This is a genomic window from Paenibacillus azoreducens, from assembly GCF_021654775.1.
Taxonomy (GTDB): Bacteria; Bacillota; Bacilli; order Paenibacillales; family Paenibacillaceae; genus Paenibacillus_AQ; species Paenibacillus_AQ azoreducens.
Genome location: NZ_AP025343.1, coordinates 5034070 through 5049915 on the forward strand (window position 1 = coordinate 5034070; position 15846 = coordinate 5049915).

Below are 15846 nucleotides of genomic sequence, written 5' to 3' on the forward strand. Positions count from 1 at the left end.
GCCTATTCCTCCAATTCCTTATTTTCATTGTTAAGGCCCTCTCCGTCCTCAAGTCTGGATAGGAATAGGGCCGTCTGGACGATTCGGGCCTTCTCGCCTGGGATTTCCTCGTCATCAGATTCGTAACCCTGCATCGTATCAATCCAAGCCTTCAAGAAATCGACGGCAGCCTCGAGTGAGATGAACCTGCCGGCAAGCGCCTTGTCCAGCGCCTCGACGATCGTCTTGATTTCCGTGGCCACATCCTTGCTGTCCCGCGGATCGATAGTCTCCCAGATCAACTCAGTGTCATATGTGCTGTAGCTCGTATTCTCTGCCTGGGCTGTCATCGCCAGTACCATCCGGGCAAGAAGCTTCCAGTTGTCAGTAAACGCCATGCGTTTGCGCTCAATCTTCTGGATAAATACAGGCATCTGCTCTTTGGTCGAAGCAAGTGAAGAAGGCATATGAACACCAAACACAAATTCCGGTGTCTCTGAAGCCGAAGAAATACAGTAAAAGACAAATTTGAGTAGCTCCGTAGCATCACCTGTGGCCGACTTCGCCTCAATAAAATCAGCATCTTCATCAGTTTGGAAGATTAGCATCTCATGTCCGTTGAGATTGATCGTCCCACCGTCTTTCGCAAACTTGGCCGGATCGTCGACGCCGAAATTGTTTCGCAAAAACGCGGCGACGTCCTTAAGCTTCAGTTTCAAGCGTGGCGTGCTGTGCATCTTCGAACCCTGAATGGCATGCAGAAAAACGTCGTGGTAAACCTTAAAGAAGGGCTCAACGGATTCAAGATCGGATTTCCCGAATGCCATGGTTTCGTCGGCTTCATTCTTGAAATGTACGATCGGAATGAAGCCCCACGGGTTTGATGTCTCACCTTCTTCAAGATCAGGGGGCTTATCACCCTCGATTTCAATCTTCCGGCGCGTAGCACTGATCCGCTGTTTAATAACAGCTCGCCTGTTTGCTCCCGTCTCATCCTCCCAGGTGTGTGTAGCTTCCAAGATGTATTCCACCGGCTCACCAGTGAGAGGATTAAGGTTAATCCGCTTGACTTGCTCAGGCGGTATGATGTTGTAGACCAGTCGCTTGTGTTCTTCTGGATAAAGCGGCGAAGGATTATCCTCTCTGGTTAGCCACACATAGCAATCAGCTTCACGAATGGCATTAAGATGTGTCCGCTGCATCTTAGATCGGTTTGCCTTGAAGAACTCCTGCAGCAACGTTTGAGCATCCTGGTCAGCGCTTTTGATATCAGGCAACCCCATGAAGCCGACGGTGGCATTAATGATCTTCTTGGCGAAACCAGCTCCAAGCTTGTAATTCTCGGCCGTATTATCGTATAACTTCCGGGCGAATTCGTAATCAACCTTAGTCGTATTAAGCGTATATGTCCCGCCGATGGTTCCCCCGGTCAAACTCCATCCGAGCCCGTTCATCAGGTTCACGATACCGCCCCTCAGCCGCGACATCTCCCCACTGATCTTGCCCCAAAATTTAGCCATATAGCTTCCCTCCTCTCAACAGTCCGGCAGCGGCCGGATTCATGTCGTTACCAAATATGATTGTATTGACGAAATATCGGTCACCGTCCATCTGGTGGTCGTTCTCCTTTACCGGCTTGTCCTCACCCCGGGCAGCTGCCTTTTCATCCCAAACATAGGAACTGAATTCCCGAAAAGTCTCAACGCAGCAGTCATTATATTTGATCAGGCCCTGACCGAGCGCTGATGCGACATTCCGAATCCCATCGACGACGGCATTGTCCGCCTCAACAACCGATAATTTTCCGCGCTTTCGTATCGCTGTTATAAAGCTTGCTGCTGAAGGGTCAATAATGACCGAATTGACCTTCAGATCACCGACAAATTCCTCCAAATCATCGCAGTACTGCTCATCAGTCTTCTGCACAGACATCTGCCGACCGTCGTAATGGTACTCTTTGACCTTGTACCAAATCCCTTCCGATAAGCCCCAGAGTCCGAATGTAGTCGGGTTCTTCGTACCGTAGTCGCAGGAAACATAATAGCGCGAATAATATCGCTCCACCGTAGGCACGACGTGCTTATCCTTATTGAACATGTCGTAAATGATCCCTTCAGCTAAAACCCATAAACCCAAGATGAAGCGCTGGTAGAAAACACCGGAGAACATCCGACGATAGCCTTCCTTAACCTTCTCGGATAAGGATAGGTTGTCGTTCATCGTAAAATGAAGATGCAGAGCGAGCTTTTCCTTGGCTTTATCAATCCATTCAAGCTTGAACCAGTGTGTCGGCCCTCCCGGGTTGCAGTTAAACCAGAATTTTCGGCCTTCAACAGAACAACGGGCTATGGCCTGGTCAACAAACGATTTTGGCATGATCGCAACCTCATCGAAGAACATACCAGCCAACGTCAGACCCTGAATCAAGTCCTGACTTCGCTCGTCTCGGCCACCGAAGAGGTAGAAGACGTTTGTCTTCCCTTTGAAAGTGACGGACAAGAAATTCTCGGATCGATTCTCCTTTGCATGATAGCCTCGACTCTTAAGCATTCGCTTAAGCGGAACAATAACGTTACGCCGAAGCGCACCGATTGTTTTTCCGGCCATGCCGAACTGCTCGTCCTGGAAGCAATCCATTGCCCATGAGATGAAGGAGAAAGACATGGAAGCCGTTTTGCCTGAACGGACAGCTCCATCACAAATCAGCGCATCGTAATCCCGGTACGGGCTATCAGGCATCCACCAGGTGAGCACCTTCAACTGTTTCGGGCTAAGAGGCTGCCATTTAAAAGAGGCGGGCTTACGTTTTGCTGCTGTTACCGACATCTTCCCACACCTCGCTTGTCATCCCCTTCAGCGCATCCAGGAAGCCATCATCTTCGGATTCTTCCGGCGGAGCTTCGTCGACGAGCATCTTATGCTTGAGTTCAAGGAGTTTCGTCTTTTTGTCGAGCACCCGGGTCAGAGCGTCCTCTATGGCCAGCTCTCTCTCAAGCTTGGCCCGTTCTTTCTCTACACGTTCAACTTCTCGCAGCTCAGGAGGCTTTCCTTCAGCCCCTTCCACCAACTGGTACTTACGGTCAGTGCTCTTTGATTCTTCGCCCGACCGTACCCGCTGTAGCCGGAGCATCATCCGGCGAATACGAATGTCACATATGCGGATATCGTTGTTGATCTGCTCAAGCGGATCGGTCCGAACGAAATCAAAAAGGACACGCTCATCATCATCGAGCGTGTCCAGCAAAATCGATTCATGTTCACCTGTCGTAACGGCCTTTTTGTTACCTGGCGGGCCGCCAGATCCGCCCCGGTTGCCGATCGCATTCTTGTTCCCGGGCTTCGCTCCGCCCCGGTTGCCCACGGCATTTTTATTACCCTTAGGTGCGCCGCGCTTTTGTTGTACAACATCGCCTTCATTCAGTTGTACAACGTTCTCTTCTGATTGTTGTACAACATTCCATTTATCTCGCTGCTTCCAGACCGCAACCTTCTTTTCATCGACGCCGAGCTGCTCGGCGATCTGCCGGTTTGTTATGTCGCCGCCATGCTCTAGCCAAATTACCTTAGCCCGGTCACGGTTCGGATCTCTTGCTCTTGGCATTACATTCATCACCACCCCCAAATAAAAATGACAAGCCCCATGAAAGGCTCGTCATTACTTCTGCCCTACCCCAAATGCAAACTCGCATCTCTTCTCAAATTACTAAATGGAGTGATCAGTTCGCCATCTCTTACATCATGTGACGTAATAGTTACATTTTCAGTCGTGTTTGCAGTATCGCTCTCCACTATTTTTTTGCCACACTCCCAAAGCCAGTCTAACGCTTGGCTTCGATTAATTCCACAATTGACGCTGAACAAAGTGCTAGACGTAAGATTTAATTGCAAGTACATCCATTGCCCTTTTGCGAAGAACAGAGTTATTCCATCCATTACACCCGCTGGTAGGTAGTATGCTGAAATATCCCCATCCTTTTTATACAACTCCATCTTCATTTATACCATCTCCCTAATCATCCAGTATGGATTGATATACGCTAATGGTCAAGTTATGACTTCTATTTGAGTTGAGTTGGTTTTCCAAATACGTGCATGCAAAATAGAGCAGCACAGCTAATCTGCGGCCCTCTCCTGCCTCTTTCTCTCCATCTGCCTACATTCGGGCTTATAAAGGGAAATGTCTGAAACAGGCTATTATTTCGTCTTACAAGCAAAAGAAAAAAGCGGCATCCCTTCTTAATACAGGATAACACGCATAAAATATCCGCATTTATTATTGACGCGCATTAATAACGCGTGTTATAATAAAGACAGAAGGGAGGGAGAAAACAAATGGGGAAACAACGTACCGTACGGGAAGTCTTAAAAGCACTCAAAGCCGAAGGTTTCATAAAGTCACCCAATCACGGCAAAGGTACTAGCCACCAACGGTACATACACAAGGACGACCCAAAGCGGTACGCCGATGTAGCTTTTCACTCTAGCGGCGACATACTAGCAAAGGGAACGTTGAAATCCATTGAACGAACATCAGGGGTTGAGTTTTAACCCCCGATGTTCTTCCCCCATATCCTCCCTTCGAAAAAAGCAAAGGAGGCTTAATAATGCCAAATTATATTTATCCAGTCGTGGTTGAAGAAACACCAACCGGTGTAAGCATGTACTTCCCGGATTTTCCTGGCACTGCTGTTACAGCTCCTTCAATCGTCGCTGGCATTAAAGATGCTAAGGTAATGTTGATTCATCGTATCGAAGAATTGCACGACAACAACGAACCTGTTCCTGTTCCTTCTGAGATCAGTGCTATTGAGTTAGAAGAGCCGACCGACAGAATTATTTATGTAGAAGTATTCGTAATGCCACCGGCCGACGATAAGACGGTGACCAAAAACTGTACAATGCCAAAATGGCTGCGCGATGCCGGGGAAGATGCAGGATTAAACTTCTCCCAGTTGCTGCAGCAATCCGTGCGTGAAGCATTAGGTATTGAGAAGCGGCTGTAATTTCTGGCCGCTTCTTTTCTTTATTCTGAATTACGCCGCTCGCTATCGGCCGGCTCCATTCTCGCTTTCAGCGCATCGATCTCACCTTTAATCTTTTGCTGCAGTTTAGCGATTCTCTTTTTCAAAACCTTCTGATCGTAGTTATCATTGCCAAGTTTTGCGACAGCCTTCTGAATCTTCTTCTGAAGGCTTCGAATAGAATCGTCTGTATAGAATCCTGTGTACTCACGACGGCAGAACGGGCAGGAAAATAATGTGCGTTCGACGCCGTTCTCCATATCTTCGGTTCGAATATTCTCGACCCTAAAGTCTCTTTTACATGAGTTGCATTTTACTTTCACTGGTATCATCCTTTCCTGGGAATGAAAAAAGCCGCCTATTGGCGACTCTATGTTTTTGTCTATTCATATTTCTTCCTCATTTGATAAAACGCTTCTTCTCTGCTCATGTCAGTTTCAGTATGCATTTTCACCAATTCTTCCATAAACTTAACGTCATCAAAATCAATATTTATTTTTTTCATCCACGAAGTAAACTCTTCAATATTAATTTCTAAATTGATGTTTGATCTATATCCAGTTGGTATATTAGTAAGTACAGAAATCGCTGTTCTGGCCTCTTCCATGGTTAACCCTAAGGAACGAATCTCCATTGATGCTTTGGCCACTCGTTCCTTTAATTCTTCATCGGTCATTTCGTATGTATCGTGTCCGAATAAACCGAAGATACTGCGGATGTTCTCAATCGCTCTTGCTTCACAACGCTTCATAACAACAAGCCGCCTCCTACTTTGAAGATTGCCATTTTAAATATAGTAGGCGGTAATTTATTCACGCGGTCTACCGCCAATCCGCCCAGCTCGGAATGAGCCCAATTCGGACATTGATTCGGGGCTATTGCCCTCTTGTCCATTCTCCACATTGTTATTGCCCCTCGCGTACCTAAGACACGTAAAACGTGCCATCAAACAGCCGCGACAAACAACTGCAGCCCTGCCTCATCACTGCCACACCCCCAAGCTATGACAGTTTCGCGTTGGGGCATGCAAGTCACATCAACGGACTTTTGTGGATGATGCTGCAGCTTACCGGTTTCCCGGCTCTTGTGTAATAGAAAAGGCGAGAAGAGGTACGCCCCGGTCATCCGCTGCCTGTGCAGCCGTGCGTGTCATTCTCGCCTAATTTCTACACTACCAATATAACAGGGAAACTTCGTCATGTGGTCGTCAGGATTCCCCAAGATGCACCGCAACGTCATCACTTTGTCGTCAAAATTCTTGCTTGATGTAATCATAAAACCCTGTCAGCTTTAACGAGTTGGCTATAGATTCGACGCCGGCTTCAATGCGGCGGTCCACGGTGCTAGCAGAAACCCCTTTACCCATAAACAGAATTGTGTCTCTCCTAGAATGTCCCTGAATAAACCGAACCTGAACCGCTTTCCTTACTTCATCATCGATAATCTGGTCGAATGCCCGATTGATCAATGAAGTGAATATTCTATATTGTGAGTAAATCCATTTTTGCTTTTCCTGCAGGATGACGGCGTTAGCTGTTTTGTCTGCGTGCAGATCCTCCTGGTCGATCCGGCGGGCTGCTTCACCATCAACGGCCACCTGGGCCATTTCCTTTTCATGATTCTCAAAGTCCTTCATGAACAAGGTCATCATTTTGTATTTGTTGAGGTAGAATTCAGCTTGCTGGATTTCCTCTTTTGATGCTTCTGCAAAAAGCTCACCCTGCTCCCAAGGTCCCCATGCCATCGCCATTCCCCTCAATCCCCTTTGTGATATAATATCAAGAGGAATGGTTTACCAAAATGACCCCCGCCGCCGGCCAAGGTATTGGGGGTCTTTGCATGTCTGTCTCCACTCACCGCCGCGGCGGCAGAGGCATGGTTATGCATCAATCCAATGATTTCTTTCTCACCTTTAGCTCTACTAACTCTACTTTGTAGAGAACAAGAGCATGGGATATGATGTCCAAAATATCGTTTTCAGATAGCGCCTCCGGGTTTTTGCCTTCCATAACCGCGATTTGCTTAATCTTTTTCATGTCAAACGGATCTAAATTAATCTGCACCAATTCACCCTCCTTCCTTCCTTCGCTTTTTGTGTCTACTGAGTAATTGCCTCTTATCAGGTCTATCAGGTTTACAAGGGTATATCCGTTCATCTCCCCTATTTCAAATATTTCCCCCAGCGCCCCTGCTTTGGAGCAGTAATTTCGTTAGCCAACTGATTTCGCGGCTTCGGCGGCTTGTCCGCGCCGATTTCCTTCAGGTGTGCGGCGAGCTTCTCCTGCGACCAGGTTTCGACTTTAATACCCTTGTCCAGCATGGTCAGCTTCCTCCTTTGGGTATAGGGTGGAAACGACTTGTTCCAGAATGTCCAATGCTCCATATGGATTATCATGCTTTAGCACTCTTTCGATGTTTTCTTTTAGCTTCTGTTCCCGGTCCTCTACCTCAATAATATGTTCAGCCAGCAACTCTTCTTTTTGCGAATGTTCCTTGTTTTTGAGTTGTATATACCAGAATCTTGTTGATTGACGCACTTGTTCTAGTTCGGCCTCTGCCTTGTCAGCACGTGCTTTCTCTGCTGCGTATTGTTGGTGATAATGAACCGCAATATCTAACACATCAGTTTTGATTCCGAGTCTATCCCAACCTATAACTGTCTTATCAAGGAATTCCGCATCATGTTGCCAGTCTCTACTCATTCCGACGCTCCTTCCCAGTTCCATAGCCCCTGCTGTCCCTTCGCTGGGATCGGTTCCGATAGCCAGCGGACATTGTCCATTTCCCATGCATAACGGCCAGGGGAATAATAGCCGAACTTATCTTCTTTTAGGCTGACACGCTTGTCTTTCCCGCCCGTTCCGTTGTATAGCAGCGGCATGCCACTTTGATAGTCCGTTCCTATTGACCAGCATTCTGTCATGTTTGCAATTGCTAAAACAGCCCCGGTCGGAAGGTTATCCACTGTGTATCCGTGCCGCGCTAATGCTGCCTTGATTTCTGGCACCTCACATGCTTCCCGATCGATCTTCTTTCCTGCATGAATTGCTATCGGTCCGCGGTGCTTAGTAGCCCACCCACGAGTTTCGTTACCCTTTTCCAAGATAGCGATCAGCGTCGCCCAAGGCTGATGAATTGTAATAGCTTTCAAATTGGTAACCCCCCCCACTTTATTTTTGTTTGAGAATCTGCAGCATCCGTGGCCCTGGCCCCTTCTTGATAAATCCCTTGTTGACCAGCTGCTCCAGCAGCTTAAATGCCGATGATGGAGATTGATGATTCATAAACCTGGATATCTCCCGGATCGTCGGCGGGTAACCATTACTTGAAACGAATGATTTTATGAATTCAAGAACTTCTGCTTGGCGTCTGGTAAGTGGTTTGATGTTCTTCATGAGGGATTCATCTCCTTAAAATAATTCCAGCTGTCCCAAAGTAAGTTCGTCTATCTTCACATAATTCGTAGCCTCTTCCCATGCGTCTCGGGCTCGTCCAACAAACGCATACTCTCTGCGAATCTGTGCTTTCTGTGGCAGGGCAAGGAACATATGCAGCTTACCTTCGATTTTACCGACGAAACTCCATTTATATAATTTGTTTACTGCAATCAATTCGATATCTTGATTACAGGTGCTTATGAGAGATTTTATTTCCTCGGCATGTTGGAGCATTTCAGGCTTGCTGGCTGTGACAGCATATGAAGAGCCTCGATAAAAGTAGTCCAATATCCCCATCACCTCTTAGAGTTACTGAGTTTCCGTTTACTTTGCCCTATTTTTCTATAGATGTCGGCCAGTATGATTCCCGTCCTTGTCAGCTCCGCGTCATTGTGAAGTAAGCCCTTTTTATTCAGGACCGAAAGCTGACTTTGCTTGATCAGAATCAAATTATCTGGATCGATATTGCGTTTATTTTGGTCTGCGAAGAGAATTACATGCCCTTTCGGAATGGAACCATGCTTCTCTTCCCACACAACCTTGTGCTTGTGCCTCCACCGCTTATGCCAAGGGCCCTCATCTGAAACTTTGATCAGCGTATATCCATCCCGATCGATGCGCTCACTGCCCACGGGTTTGTAATTCAGCGCCGGCTGACCCTTCTTAAATGAAGTACGATTGCCACCGACATTATATAATCCCTTTGTTCCTTTGTTGGGAGGCGCATGTCCTTCAGATCCTCTCAATCCGCTTGATAATCCGTGGTTTTGCTTCCATGTTTTAATTTGCTTTGATGTGAGGTTCAGGTTAAAGGTCTCATTCACAAGATTGGTCAATTCAAGGTTAGACAAGCCTCTAACGTGTCTAATAACGAATTCCGCTTGCTCATCTGATAAAAGGCTTTGCGGTATTGTCCGTCTTCTCTTGGGGAGATCGCTCTTTATCTTGTGATTAGCCTTAAAGTTTTTAATTTGTCCCTCAGAGATTTCAGTTCCAAACCTAGCATTAACCAAATCAGCAATTTCAGAGTTGTACCTGCCTTGGGCTATCTCACGAATATACAGTTTCTGCTCATCAGTCCAACGATGCATTAGCTGCCACCTTCAAGCATTTTAGGAACCTTTGTGTTTGCGTTCAGTCTGTCATCGGTAAGCTTAATTCCCTCTAAAACAAGGGTTCCATTTGCAATGATCTGCGATGCTACACTTGTCACGGCTTTCGCTCTGTTGATTTCGTCTGCCAATTTTTCTCCGGTCAGTTCCTCGTCACTTAAGCGCTCAAGTTGTGCAAATAAATGGTTGTTCAAATCCCCTAACGTATTTCGCATATTCAATCCCCCATAAAATAAGATCATCGTTTGGTAAACACGGCCATAATGGGCCCGCCCGGATCCGCTTAACCGGGGTATGGAAGGAAGCGGCTTACGCCGCTCCCCCGCCTTGCATCATCTTGGCCACACGTTTTTTATAAACCGAATATTTCGAGCTGATCTGTGTGCTTGGAACACCCATCTCTTTTGAAATATCCATCCACGTTTTACCTTCTTCTTTGCGCTGTCTCAACAGTTCAGGGAAGTCGTAAGGAATGTCTTCAAAGGTCGGCTGCTGCTGCAAAATAAAGCTTTCCAATTCCTTCGGATTAACTGCGCCTGTCGAAGTAGTATCGGCAGAACCTGCCTCCTGCTGCTCTTCGTCTTGATCATTTTCTTGAGGATCGGCAGAATTGCCCTCGTTTTCAAAGTCCATCTCTCCGGATCCGGAACTGTCGTCCACATCATCTGTTTCCTGCATCCATTCAGGGAGGTCCGATCCGCTGCTGTCCTGTTCATTGCCACCATCGCCCATGATTTCTCTTTCGAAATCGTCAAGCTCATCATCTTCTGATTGCTTGTCCTCACTATGTTCCTCTGGCTGCTCCCCGCCCTGAACGTCGTCATCCCCTCCGACGTTGGCACTCGGTACAGTTCCATCGATGGATAATTCGGTTTGGTTTTCGTCCTTTTGTTCATCAGGCTTTTGGACAGAAGTGACTACCCCTGAAGCGTCCGCAGTAACTTGGCGGCCACCGGTGTAAGGTTTGTACATATCCTCTTCTTCAAAATTGAATGACATTTGTGGGTCACCCAGATACACATTGATTTCTTCACCTTGGTTGTTACTCAAAAACACCAAATGCGGTAAAGAAGCTTTGAGCGGAAAGACAAGTTTAACCTCAATAGTCGACTCCCCGATTTTGATGCCCTTCGCCAATTCTCCTGTAAGCTTCACAAAGTTTTGTCCCATATCGATCACTATCCCCTCTATAGATTTAAGATAAGTCCTTGATCTTTACTTCAATACGCGGCTTGTTGCTATATCTCTTTTGAGCAAAAACCTCAACGACCTGGCTGTCATCCTTCCAGATGACTCCTTTAAGGGCATCCTTTACGCCCTTCAGGTAATTGTCGACATCCGGCTTTGTGGTCGGCCGCAATTCCCCAGCCTCTGCGGCTGCTACCTTCTTTTTGCTGAAGCTCTTAGGCATCGATCGGTAAATAGTGAGCATCATCCCGATCGGTCCTTCGAGCAGCGAAGGCGGCGCATATTCAGCTGCAGCCAGCCGGACATAATCTTTATAGTCCCGGGACTTGGCTGGATCATAGAGCTTAACGAATCCGCCGGCGGTTGATGCTCTTGGTCTTCCCTGAGCGACTGGTTCGCCGTATACCGTGAACTGGATCATATGGCGTCGCCTCCTTCCTTGCCACTCCCCAAAGCACATATACTTCCCCGATCTGCTTGCCAGTGCTGTCATAAATGATTTCCCACGGTTTATCTTGAAAGAATGGATCGATCCGAACATCACTGCGCACGCTGCCCACCTCCGATCCCAAGGAACCGTTCAAACTCTTCGATACCTTCCCGGATTTCAGCCCAACGCATCTCCGGAAAAACGGACCGAAGCTCCTGCCACTCCGGTATCGTTCCGGCACGCATGTACATCTGGCGCATGTATTCATACACGCTCCACTTGCCCCATGTATCGCTCATTATGCTCCTCTCCTGATGACTTTTTTCTTAAGAGCGTCTTTGCTTACCAATATCATCTCTGTCGGCGTATCCTGTTCAACCAACCAGTCTTCAGGAACAAGCTTCCAAGCTTTCATTTCTGCCTTTTGCTTGCGTGTAGGCCTTGCCGGCCGTGTTTGCTTCCCCATATCCAATCCCCCTACGCCCAGCGACGCTGATTGATATTCGTAACCTTCTTCTGCTTCGGTGGCGGCTGCGGCCCCGGGTCGACATGAATCCGCTCGTAGTTAACAAATTTGTTGAACTGCTTTAAGAAGACCAGTTCGACCGTTCCAACCGGGCCGTTCCGTTGCTTGGCAATGATGATTTCGATGATGTTCTTCTTCTCGGATTCCTGGTTGTAATAATCATCGCGGTACAGGAAGGCTACGATATCGGCATCCTGCTCGATCGATCCGGATTCCCGCAGATCGGACATCATCGGACGCTTGTCCTGGCGCTGTTCGACGCCCCGGCTGAGCTGTGACAAGGCAATAACCGGCACATCCAGCTCGCGGGCCAAGGTTTTGAGCATCCGGGAAATCTCGGAAACTTCCTGCTGACGGTTCTCCGAGCCGCGGCCCTTTCCGGATCCGGCAATCAGCTGCAGGTAATCGATAACAATAAGCCCGAGCCCTTCCTGTTTCTTCAGTCTCCGGCATTTTGCTCTTATTTCGTGAACCGTAATGCCTGGAGTGTCGTCGATTCGGATGTTGGTCTGTCCGAGCTTTCCGGCTGCGTCCGCCATCTTGGTCCAGTCCTCTGACCCCATATCGCCCATTCTCAGCTTGCTCGCCTCGATGTTACCTTCGGCGCTTACCATCCGGGTTACAAGCTGCGCTGCGGACATCTCCAGACTGAAGATTGCTACTGGTTCCTCGATTCGGACAGCCACATTTTGAGCAACGTTCAGTGCGAATGCCGTTTTCCCTACGGACGGTCGAGCAGCTACGATAATCAAATCGCTTTTTTGCAAGCCTGCTGTGATCGCATCCAGATCGGTATATCCGGTTTGTTGCCCAGTTACTTCCCCTGTCTTATAGACTTCCGCCTTTGTTTCCGTCGACTCGATTACCTCAACAAGAACGTTATCGATGCGCCGGAAATCTTGGGGCGGAGCTGCCTGATCAGCCAACTTTGTTGCAGCCATTTCCGCCGAAGAAATTAAACTCTGGATGTCCTGGCCTGACATAGCCGCTTGAATACCGGCCATGTTTGACCTGATGTATTCTCGACGTGTATATTTTTCTTTCAGTGCGGCGATATAGGACTCGATATTGGCCGTCGTTGGCACACTCCGGGCAAGCTTGGAAAGGTAGCTTACGCCACCGACATCTTCAATCTGACCCTTGTCTGACAAAAGGGACGTTAGCGTAACAAGATCGATCGGCTTGCTATCCTTGTGCAAATCCATCATGCCCTCGAAAATAATCTTGTTGCCTGCGTGATAGAAAGCCGCTGACGGGAGTGTATCAACGTGCTCGATTTTATCTGGATCGATCAGAATGGACCCTAGCACAGAAGCTTCGGCGGCCAAGTCGTGCGGCATGTTGGTCAGTAAGTCATCAACGGCGGCCGAGTTTGGCATACACTTCCTCCTTCCAACCTGGCGGCGGTGGGCAGGCCTCTTGCCGCGCTCGGGCACGCTCTGCGAAGTATTCCTCGGTTACTGTCCGCATGCGGTCTCGCTCGATCTGTTCCCCCAGTCTCCCCCGGATTTCAGCGATGCCTGGTGGCCATTTATTTGTCTTGATATGATGCTCGACATTACACAACGCTGTATCAAACGGGAAATCCATGAGATATTTCAGGTGGCGATCAATGTTCTCGTCACTGTCATCAAAGTTCGGATACTCCCTTTTGATCTCGATAAAAAGGTCAATAACCTCTGCTTTGTTCACGTCGTCTTTCCTCCTCTGCGCGTCTACGAAGATCATTAATGGCACGCTGCTGCTTGGTCATGCGTTTCGAGGCAGTTGGCGCTCCCTGGGCGACTCCAGTCATCGGCGGGCTGGTAGTTTGGGAGTTTTGCCAAGCCTCGTTTATTGCGTCTTCGTAGTATAAAAAGCTCGTTGGCATCTTAAATGTGTTGCCCTCACGTTCACGCTTGGCCTGAAGCAGGCTCTCCATAGTTGAGATGGTAAAGGGTACCGGCATCCCCCCGGCGACCATCCGACCCATGGCTTCGCGTTCCCGTGGCTTAACGTGGAAATCAAGTTTGCTATGCAATTTGCAATATGCGTTTAAAATGGCGATCATCCCGTCCGCCTCTGGATCAGGATTATCATCCTCAAACCATTCCGTCCCAGTAGTAGGAGGAGTAGTAGTAAGATCTTTAATATCTTTTAGATCAGACATTTCTGTCCGATCACTGGCCAAATTTTGCTCATGATCGGACATATTTGTCTGTTCACTGCCCAACTGATCGGACATTTTTGTCTTATCATCATCAATGTGATCAGACATTTCTGTCTGTTCACTCGGTTGTGATCGGACATATTTGTCCTTTTTCTTTTTGGAGTTTCTGACCCAAAGGATTAAACCTCTTGGAGCCCTGGTCACTTGTATGTAATGATGCGCTTCTAAGGTGTCCAACCAGCGACTCACAGTTTTATCGTTGACTCCGAACCTTTCAGATATCTCTGATAGCTTCATAGGCTTGTTCCCAAGGACGATGCCCCAGACCGTTCCCTTCTCCTCTCTCTCTGCTGTCGTGGAACTCACGCACCAAAGGAAAAGCCATATCGCGCTGCCTATTTTCTTATAATGTTCTGGCTCCAGTAATCCGGAATAAATCGGAAAAGGGTAACTGCCTTCGGGCATATGCTCATCCCCTAAATCATTCTTTGACTATTTTGATCATCGTTCCCTCAACTCCAGCAGCCTGCATTCCTAACTGAATCCCATTGGTCAAAGAATCAAAGAGCTTCATCGTCATAGGACCAAATCCCTCCGGACCCATCGAGAACGGAACGAAGCTTCCCAAGGTATAGGCAGCAGCTGTGAAAAAGTGTAGCAACTGTTCTTCTCCTGCCCCAGCTGCTTTCTCCCATTGTTCCTTCAAAACATCCATGATCTGCTCAGTTTGCAGATTCAGTTCGTCAGCAGTCATTTGACTCATATCGCACGCCCCTTTTCTTCCCGGCAAAGATCGGCAATCATCATAGCGATATTAGCGACATCTGCTGCCTCTTTGATGGCCTCTTCGTTGGAAATGCAACCCGATAATTCGTGAACCTCTTCATCTAACTTTTCTAAAAGGTATTGAATCCTGCAGTCCTTCCAGCCGCCTTTCCAGTCGTTCTCCCGGAGCTTTGTTTCCATTTGCTGGGCGAACCATTGGATTTCTGCTCTTGGTTCGATATTTTTCAGATTGTTATGGCTCATATCGCACGCTCCCGCATCGTTTTTTCTTTCCAGTCCTTGTCCCCCAAGCAGCGGCCCGGCGTTACCTCAAAGTGCCGGCGGCCGCGTACAAAGGAGACAAACAAGCCTGTTGATCTTTCATAGTACATGCCATTCAGCACCGGCTTTCCCACGAATTTCGTAGGCTGCTGTTCAAATGAATCGAATAAGTCCATTTGCTCAATTTTCATAGCGGTTGGTCATCGGAATGAGCTCAGCGTATGCCGGCGTCCATTTTGGTGGTCCGTATTTGCTCAAGTAACCGATTTTGTTCACCCATTTGTTAACGGGATCTTCAGTATGCATGGCTTTAAGCAGTTCCCAGCAACCGATAACATCGTTTAACGCACGGTGAGCTCCTGTAAGATCAATTCCGTAACGCTCTGTCATGTTTGTAAGTTTATGTGGATAATAATGGCGATCCCGCGAAATCGTGCATGTATCAATGAAGGAATTATGGAAAGTTCGCCCGCCAGTGCGCTGCATCCAATAATGTAGGAAAGCCAGGTCAAAAGCAGCATTGTGCGCCACCAGTAAACTGTCCTTGGCAAGATTACGAAGAACCTTAAAAGCAATGTCCTCATCCATCCCGCCTGCCAGATCGGCATCAGTAATGCCCGTAATCTCAGTGATTTTTGTCGGGAGCTCCCCATCCAGCTTGACCAGCGTCTGAAACTGGCTCACAATTTGTCCATCAATGCAGCGGATCGCAGCTACTTCAATGATGCGGTCGTTTGCAGGGTTGACTCCCGTCGTTTCAAAATCAAACACAGTAACATCAGACAACAAAATTATCTCCCCCTATCGTCCCGTAGGAACACAATCGGATATTTCACTTTTACAACCGTCCATCCGGGGTATGCCCGGGCGAAATATGCCCGCGTCTCCTGTTGGAACAAGTCTCGATCTTCTCGCATAAGCTTCCAGATCCGTTCCCCCATCATGCTGCGCATTAAT

At 47.9% G+C, this 15846-nt stretch carries 28 protein-coding genes; 2 read left to right on the forward strand and 26 right to left on the reverse strand.

Translation table 11 applies throughout. The features are described from left to right. Window positions 1-2 precede the first annotated feature (2 nt). From L6442_RS22245 to L6442_RS22260, 4 genes are all read right to left on the reverse strand, one after another. A complete protein-coding gene (locus L6442_RS22245; protein WP_212978725.1) occupies window positions 3-1499 on the reverse strand; it encodes a phage portal protein in 1497 nt (498 codons plus the stop codon). Beyond that, on the reverse strand, window positions 1492-2805 hold the full coding sequence (locus L6442_RS22250; protein WP_212978726.1) for a PBSX family phage terminase large subunit: 1314 nt from the start codon (window positions 2803-2805) through the stop codon (window positions 1492-1494). The genes L6442_RS22245 and L6442_RS22250 overlap by 8 nt, the downstream gene beginning before the upstream one ends. After that, window positions 2780-3580 carry a phage terminase small subunit-related protein gene (locus L6442_RS22255; protein ID WP_212978727.1) on the reverse strand — a complete coding sequence of 267 codons (801 nt, stop codon included), beginning with the start codon at window positions 3578-3580 and terminating at the stop codon, window positions 2780-2782. Before L6442_RS22255 ends, L6442_RS22250 begins: the two co-directional genes overlap by 26 nt. 65 nt (window positions 3581-3645) lie before the next feature. Further along, on the reverse strand, window positions 3646-3975 hold the full coding sequence (locus L6442_RS22260) for a hypothetical protein (protein ID WP_212978728.1): 330 nt from the start codon (window positions 3973-3975) through the stop codon (window positions 3646-3648). A gap of 336 nt (window positions 3976-4311) precedes the next feature. Between L6442_RS22260 and L6442_RS22265 the strand changes: the two genes are divergently transcribed. Continuing rightward, complete coding sequence (locus L6442_RS22265; protein WP_212978729.1) at window positions 4312-4527, forward strand: type II toxin-antitoxin system HicA family toxin; 216 nt, start codon at window positions 4312-4314, stop codon at window positions 4525-4527. Window positions 4528-4583: 56 nt separating this feature from the next. After that, window positions 4584-4982: a type II toxin-antitoxin system HicB family antitoxin gene (locus tag L6442_RS22270; protein WP_212978730.1), complete on the forward strand. Its 399-nt coding sequence runs from the start codon at window positions 4584-4586 to the stop codon at window positions 4980-4982. 20 nt (window positions 4983-5002) lie between these two features. Here L6442_RS22270 and L6442_RS22275 read toward each other — a convergent pair whose 3' ends face one another. The 22 genes from L6442_RS22275 to L6442_RS22380 form a co-directional block, all read right to left on the reverse strand. After that, on the reverse strand, window positions 5003-5323 hold the full coding sequence (locus L6442_RS22275) for a hypothetical protein (protein WP_212978731.1): 321 nt from the start codon (window positions 5321-5323) through the stop codon (window positions 5003-5005). A 59-nt stretch (window positions 5324-5382) separates the two neighbouring features. Beyond that, window positions 5383-5751, reverse strand: a complete 369-nt coding sequence (locus L6442_RS22280; protein ID WP_212978732.1) for a hypothetical protein — start codon at window positions 5749-5751, stop codon at window positions 5383-5385. 498 nt (window positions 5752-6249) lie between these two features. Next, window positions 6250-6750 carry a hypothetical protein gene (locus L6442_RS22285; RefSeq protein WP_212978733.1) on the reverse strand — a complete coding sequence of 167 codons (501 nt, stop codon included), beginning with the start codon at window positions 6748-6750 and terminating at the stop codon, window positions 6250-6252. Between the two features lie 136 nt (window positions 6751-6886). Further along, window positions 6887-7063 (reverse strand): hypothetical protein, encoded by a 177-nt coding sequence (locus L6442_RS22290; RefSeq protein WP_212978734.1) that lies wholly within the window; start codon window positions 7061-7063, stop codon window positions 6887-6889. A gap of 98 nt (window positions 7064-7161) precedes the next feature. Further along, window positions 7162-7320: a hypothetical protein gene (locus L6442_RS22295; protein ID WP_212978735.1), complete on the reverse strand. Its 159-nt coding sequence runs from the start codon at window positions 7318-7320 to the stop codon at window positions 7162-7164. Continuing rightward, window positions 7301-7702, reverse strand: a complete 402-nt coding sequence (locus tag L6442_RS22300) for a hypothetical protein (protein ID WP_212978736.1) — start codon at window positions 7700-7702, stop codon at window positions 7301-7303. The genes L6442_RS22295 and L6442_RS22300 overlap by 20 nt, the downstream gene beginning before the upstream one ends. Next, window positions 7699-8151, reverse strand: a complete 453-nt coding sequence (locus L6442_RS22305; RefSeq protein WP_212978737.1) for an ASCH domain-containing protein — start codon at window positions 8149-8151, stop codon at window positions 7699-7701. The genes L6442_RS22300 and L6442_RS22305 overlap by 4 nt, the downstream gene beginning before the upstream one ends. Before the next feature lie 19 nt (window positions 8152-8170). Further along, on the reverse strand, window positions 8171-8395 hold the full coding sequence (locus L6442_RS22310) for a LexA family protein (RefSeq protein ID WP_237100043.1): 225 nt from the start codon (window positions 8393-8395) through the stop codon (window positions 8171-8173). Between the two features lie 15 nt (window positions 8396-8410). Further along, window positions 8411-8725, reverse strand: a complete 315-nt coding sequence (locus tag L6442_RS22315; RefSeq protein ID WP_212978738.1) for a hypothetical protein — start codon at window positions 8723-8725, stop codon at window positions 8411-8413. Between the two features lie 8 nt (window positions 8726-8733). After that, complete coding sequence (locus tag L6442_RS22320; protein WP_212978739.1) at window positions 8734-9528, reverse strand: HNH endonuclease signature motif containing protein; 795 nt, start codon at window positions 9526-9528, stop codon at window positions 8734-8736. Beyond that, entirely contained in the window at window positions 9528-9764 is a 237-nt protein-coding gene (locus L6442_RS22325) for a hypothetical protein (RefSeq protein WP_212978740.1), read from the reverse strand. Before L6442_RS22325 ends, L6442_RS22320 begins: the two co-directional genes overlap by 1 nt. Before the next feature lie 94 nt (window positions 9765-9858). Then, complete coding sequence (locus L6442_RS22330) at window positions 9859-10719, reverse strand: hypothetical protein (protein WP_212978741.1); 861 nt, start codon at window positions 10717-10719, stop codon at window positions 9859-9861. Between the two features lie 25 nt (window positions 10720-10744). Continuing rightward, on the reverse strand, window positions 10745-11158 hold the full coding sequence (locus L6442_RS22335) for a RusA family crossover junction endodeoxyribonuclease (protein WP_212978742.1): 414 nt from the start codon (window positions 11156-11158) through the stop codon (window positions 10745-10747). A gap of 119 nt (window positions 11159-11277) precedes the next feature. After that, window positions 11278-11466: a hypothetical protein gene (locus L6442_RS22340; RefSeq protein WP_212978743.1), complete on the reverse strand. Its 189-nt coding sequence runs from the start codon at window positions 11464-11466 to the stop codon at window positions 11278-11280. After that, window positions 11466-11633, reverse strand: coding sequence for a DUF6906 family protein (locus L6442_RS22345; RefSeq protein WP_212978744.1), 168 nt, complete (start codon window positions 11631-11633; stop codon window positions 11466-11468). The genes L6442_RS22340 and L6442_RS22345 overlap by 1 nt, the downstream gene beginning before the upstream one ends. Window positions 11634-11644: 11 nt before the next feature. Next, the gene (gene dnaB, locus L6442_RS22350) at window positions 11645-13072 is read right to left on the reverse strand and encodes a replicative DNA helicase (RefSeq protein WP_212978745.1); all 1428 of its coding nucleotides are present in this window, start codon (window positions 13070-13072) and stop codon (window positions 11645-11647) included. After that, complete coding sequence (locus L6442_RS22355) at window positions 13050-13385, reverse strand: replicative helicase loader/inhibitor (protein ID WP_212978746.1); 336 nt, start codon at window positions 13383-13385, stop codon at window positions 13050-13052. Before L6442_RS22355 ends, dnaB begins: the two co-directional genes overlap by 23 nt. Then, window positions 13363-14307, reverse strand: a complete 945-nt coding sequence (locus L6442_RS22360; protein WP_212978747.1) for a hypothetical protein — start codon at window positions 14305-14307, stop codon at window positions 13363-13365. Before L6442_RS22360 ends, L6442_RS22355 begins: the two co-directional genes overlap by 23 nt. 16 nt (window positions 14308-14323) lie before the next feature. Beyond that, on the reverse strand, window positions 14324-14605 hold the full coding sequence (locus tag L6442_RS22365; RefSeq protein ID WP_212978748.1) for a hypothetical protein: 282 nt from the start codon (window positions 14603-14605) through the stop codon (window positions 14324-14326). After that, entirely contained in the window at window positions 14602-14871 is a 270-nt protein-coding gene (locus L6442_RS22370) for a hypothetical protein (RefSeq protein ID WP_212978749.1), read from the reverse strand. The genes L6442_RS22365 and L6442_RS22370 overlap by 4 nt, the downstream gene beginning before the upstream one ends. Then, window positions 14868-15080: a hypothetical protein gene (locus L6442_RS22375; RefSeq protein WP_237100044.1), complete on the reverse strand. Its 213-nt coding sequence runs from the start codon at window positions 15078-15080 to the stop codon at window positions 14868-14870. The genes L6442_RS22370 and L6442_RS22375 overlap by 4 nt, the downstream gene beginning before the upstream one ends. Continuing rightward, entirely contained in the window at window positions 15070-15675 is a 606-nt protein-coding gene (locus L6442_RS22380) for a 3'-5' exonuclease (protein ID WP_237100045.1), read from the reverse strand. Before L6442_RS22380 ends, L6442_RS22375 begins: the two co-directional genes overlap by 11 nt. Window positions 15676-15846 lie beyond the last annotated feature (171 nt).

Coding starts and splice junctions, on each gene's coding strand:
- L6442_RS22370 (WP_212978749.1), bottom strand. CDS start 14,871: ATGAGCCATAACAATCTGAAAAATATCGAACCAAGAGCAGAAATCCAA.
- L6442_RS22375 (WP_237100044.1), bottom strand. CDS start 15,080: ATGAAAATTGAGCAAATGGACTTATTCGATTCATTTGAACAGCAGCCT.
- L6442_RS22245 (WP_212978725.1), bottom strand. CDS start 1,499: ATGGCTAAATTTTGGGGCAAGATCAGTGGGGAGATGTCGCGGCTGAGG.
- L6442_RS22320 (WP_212978739.1), bottom strand. CDS start 9,528: ATGCATCGTTGGACTGATGAGCAGAAACTGTATATTCGTGAGATAGCC.
- L6442_RS22255 (WP_212978727.1), bottom strand. CDS start 3,580: ATGCCAAGAGCAAGAGATCCGAACCGTGACCGGGCTAAGGTAATTTGG.
- L6442_RS22360 (WP_212978747.1), bottom strand. CDS start 14,307: ATGCCCGAAGGCAGTTACCCTTTTCCGATTTATTCCGGATTACTGGAG.
- L6442_RS22250 (WP_212978726.1), bottom strand. CDS start 2,805: ATGTCGGTAACAGCAGCAAAACGTAAGCCCGCCTCTTTTAAATGGCAG.
- L6442_RS22300 (WP_212978736.1), bottom strand. CDS start 7,702: ATGAGTAGAGACTGGCAACATGATGCGGAATTCCTTGATAAGACAGTT.
- L6442_RS22310 (WP_237100043.1), bottom strand. CDS start 8,395: ATGAAGAACATCAAACCACTTACCAGACGCCAAGCAGAAGTTCTTGAA.
- L6442_RS22330 (WP_212978741.1), bottom strand. CDS start 10,719: ATGGGACAAAACTTTGTGAAGCTTACAGGAGAATTGGCGAAGGGCATC.
- L6442_RS22270 (WP_212978730.1), top strand. CDS start 4,584: ATGCCAAATTATATTTATCCAGTCGTGGTTGAAGAAACACCAACCGGT.
- L6442_RS22345 (WP_212978744.1), bottom strand. CDS start 11,633: ATGGGGAAGCAAACACGGCCGGCAAGGCCTACACGCAAGCAAAAGGCA.
- L6442_RS22325 (WP_212978740.1), bottom strand. CDS start 9,764: ATGCGAAATACGTTAGGGGATTTGAACAACCATTTATTTGCACAACTT.
- L6442_RS22260 (WP_212978728.1), bottom strand. CDS start 3,975: ATGAAGATGGAGTTGTATAAAAAGGATGGGGATATTTCAGCATACTAC.
- L6442_RS22335 (WP_212978742.1), bottom strand. CDS start 11,158: ATGATCCAGTTCACGGTATACGGCGAACCAGTCGCTCAGGGAAGACCA.
- L6442_RS22340 (WP_212978743.1), bottom strand. CDS start 11,466: ATGAGCGATACATGGGGCAAGTGGAGCGTGTATGAATACATGCGCCAG.
- L6442_RS22285 (WP_212978733.1), bottom strand. CDS start 6,750: ATGGCGATGGCATGGGGACCTTGGGAGCAGGGTGAGCTTTTTGCAGAA.
- L6442_RS22280 (WP_212978732.1), bottom strand. CDS start 5,751: ATGAAGCGTTGTGAAGCAAGAGCGATTGAGAACATCCGCAGTATCTTC.
- L6442_RS22365 (WP_212978748.1), bottom strand. CDS start 14,605: ATGAGTCAAATGACTGCTGACGAACTGAATCTGCAAACTGAGCAGATC.
- L6442_RS22265 (WP_212978729.1), top strand. CDS start 4,312: ATGGGGAAACAACGTACCGTACGGGAAGTCTTAAAAGCACTCAAAGCC.
- L6442_RS22295 (WP_212978735.1), bottom strand. CDS start 7,320: ATGCTGGACAAGGGTATTAAAGTCGAAACCTGGTCGCAGGAGAAGCTC.
- dnaB (WP_212978745.1), bottom strand. CDS start 13,072: ATGCCAAACTCGGCCGCCGTTGATGACTTACTGACCAACATGCCGCAC.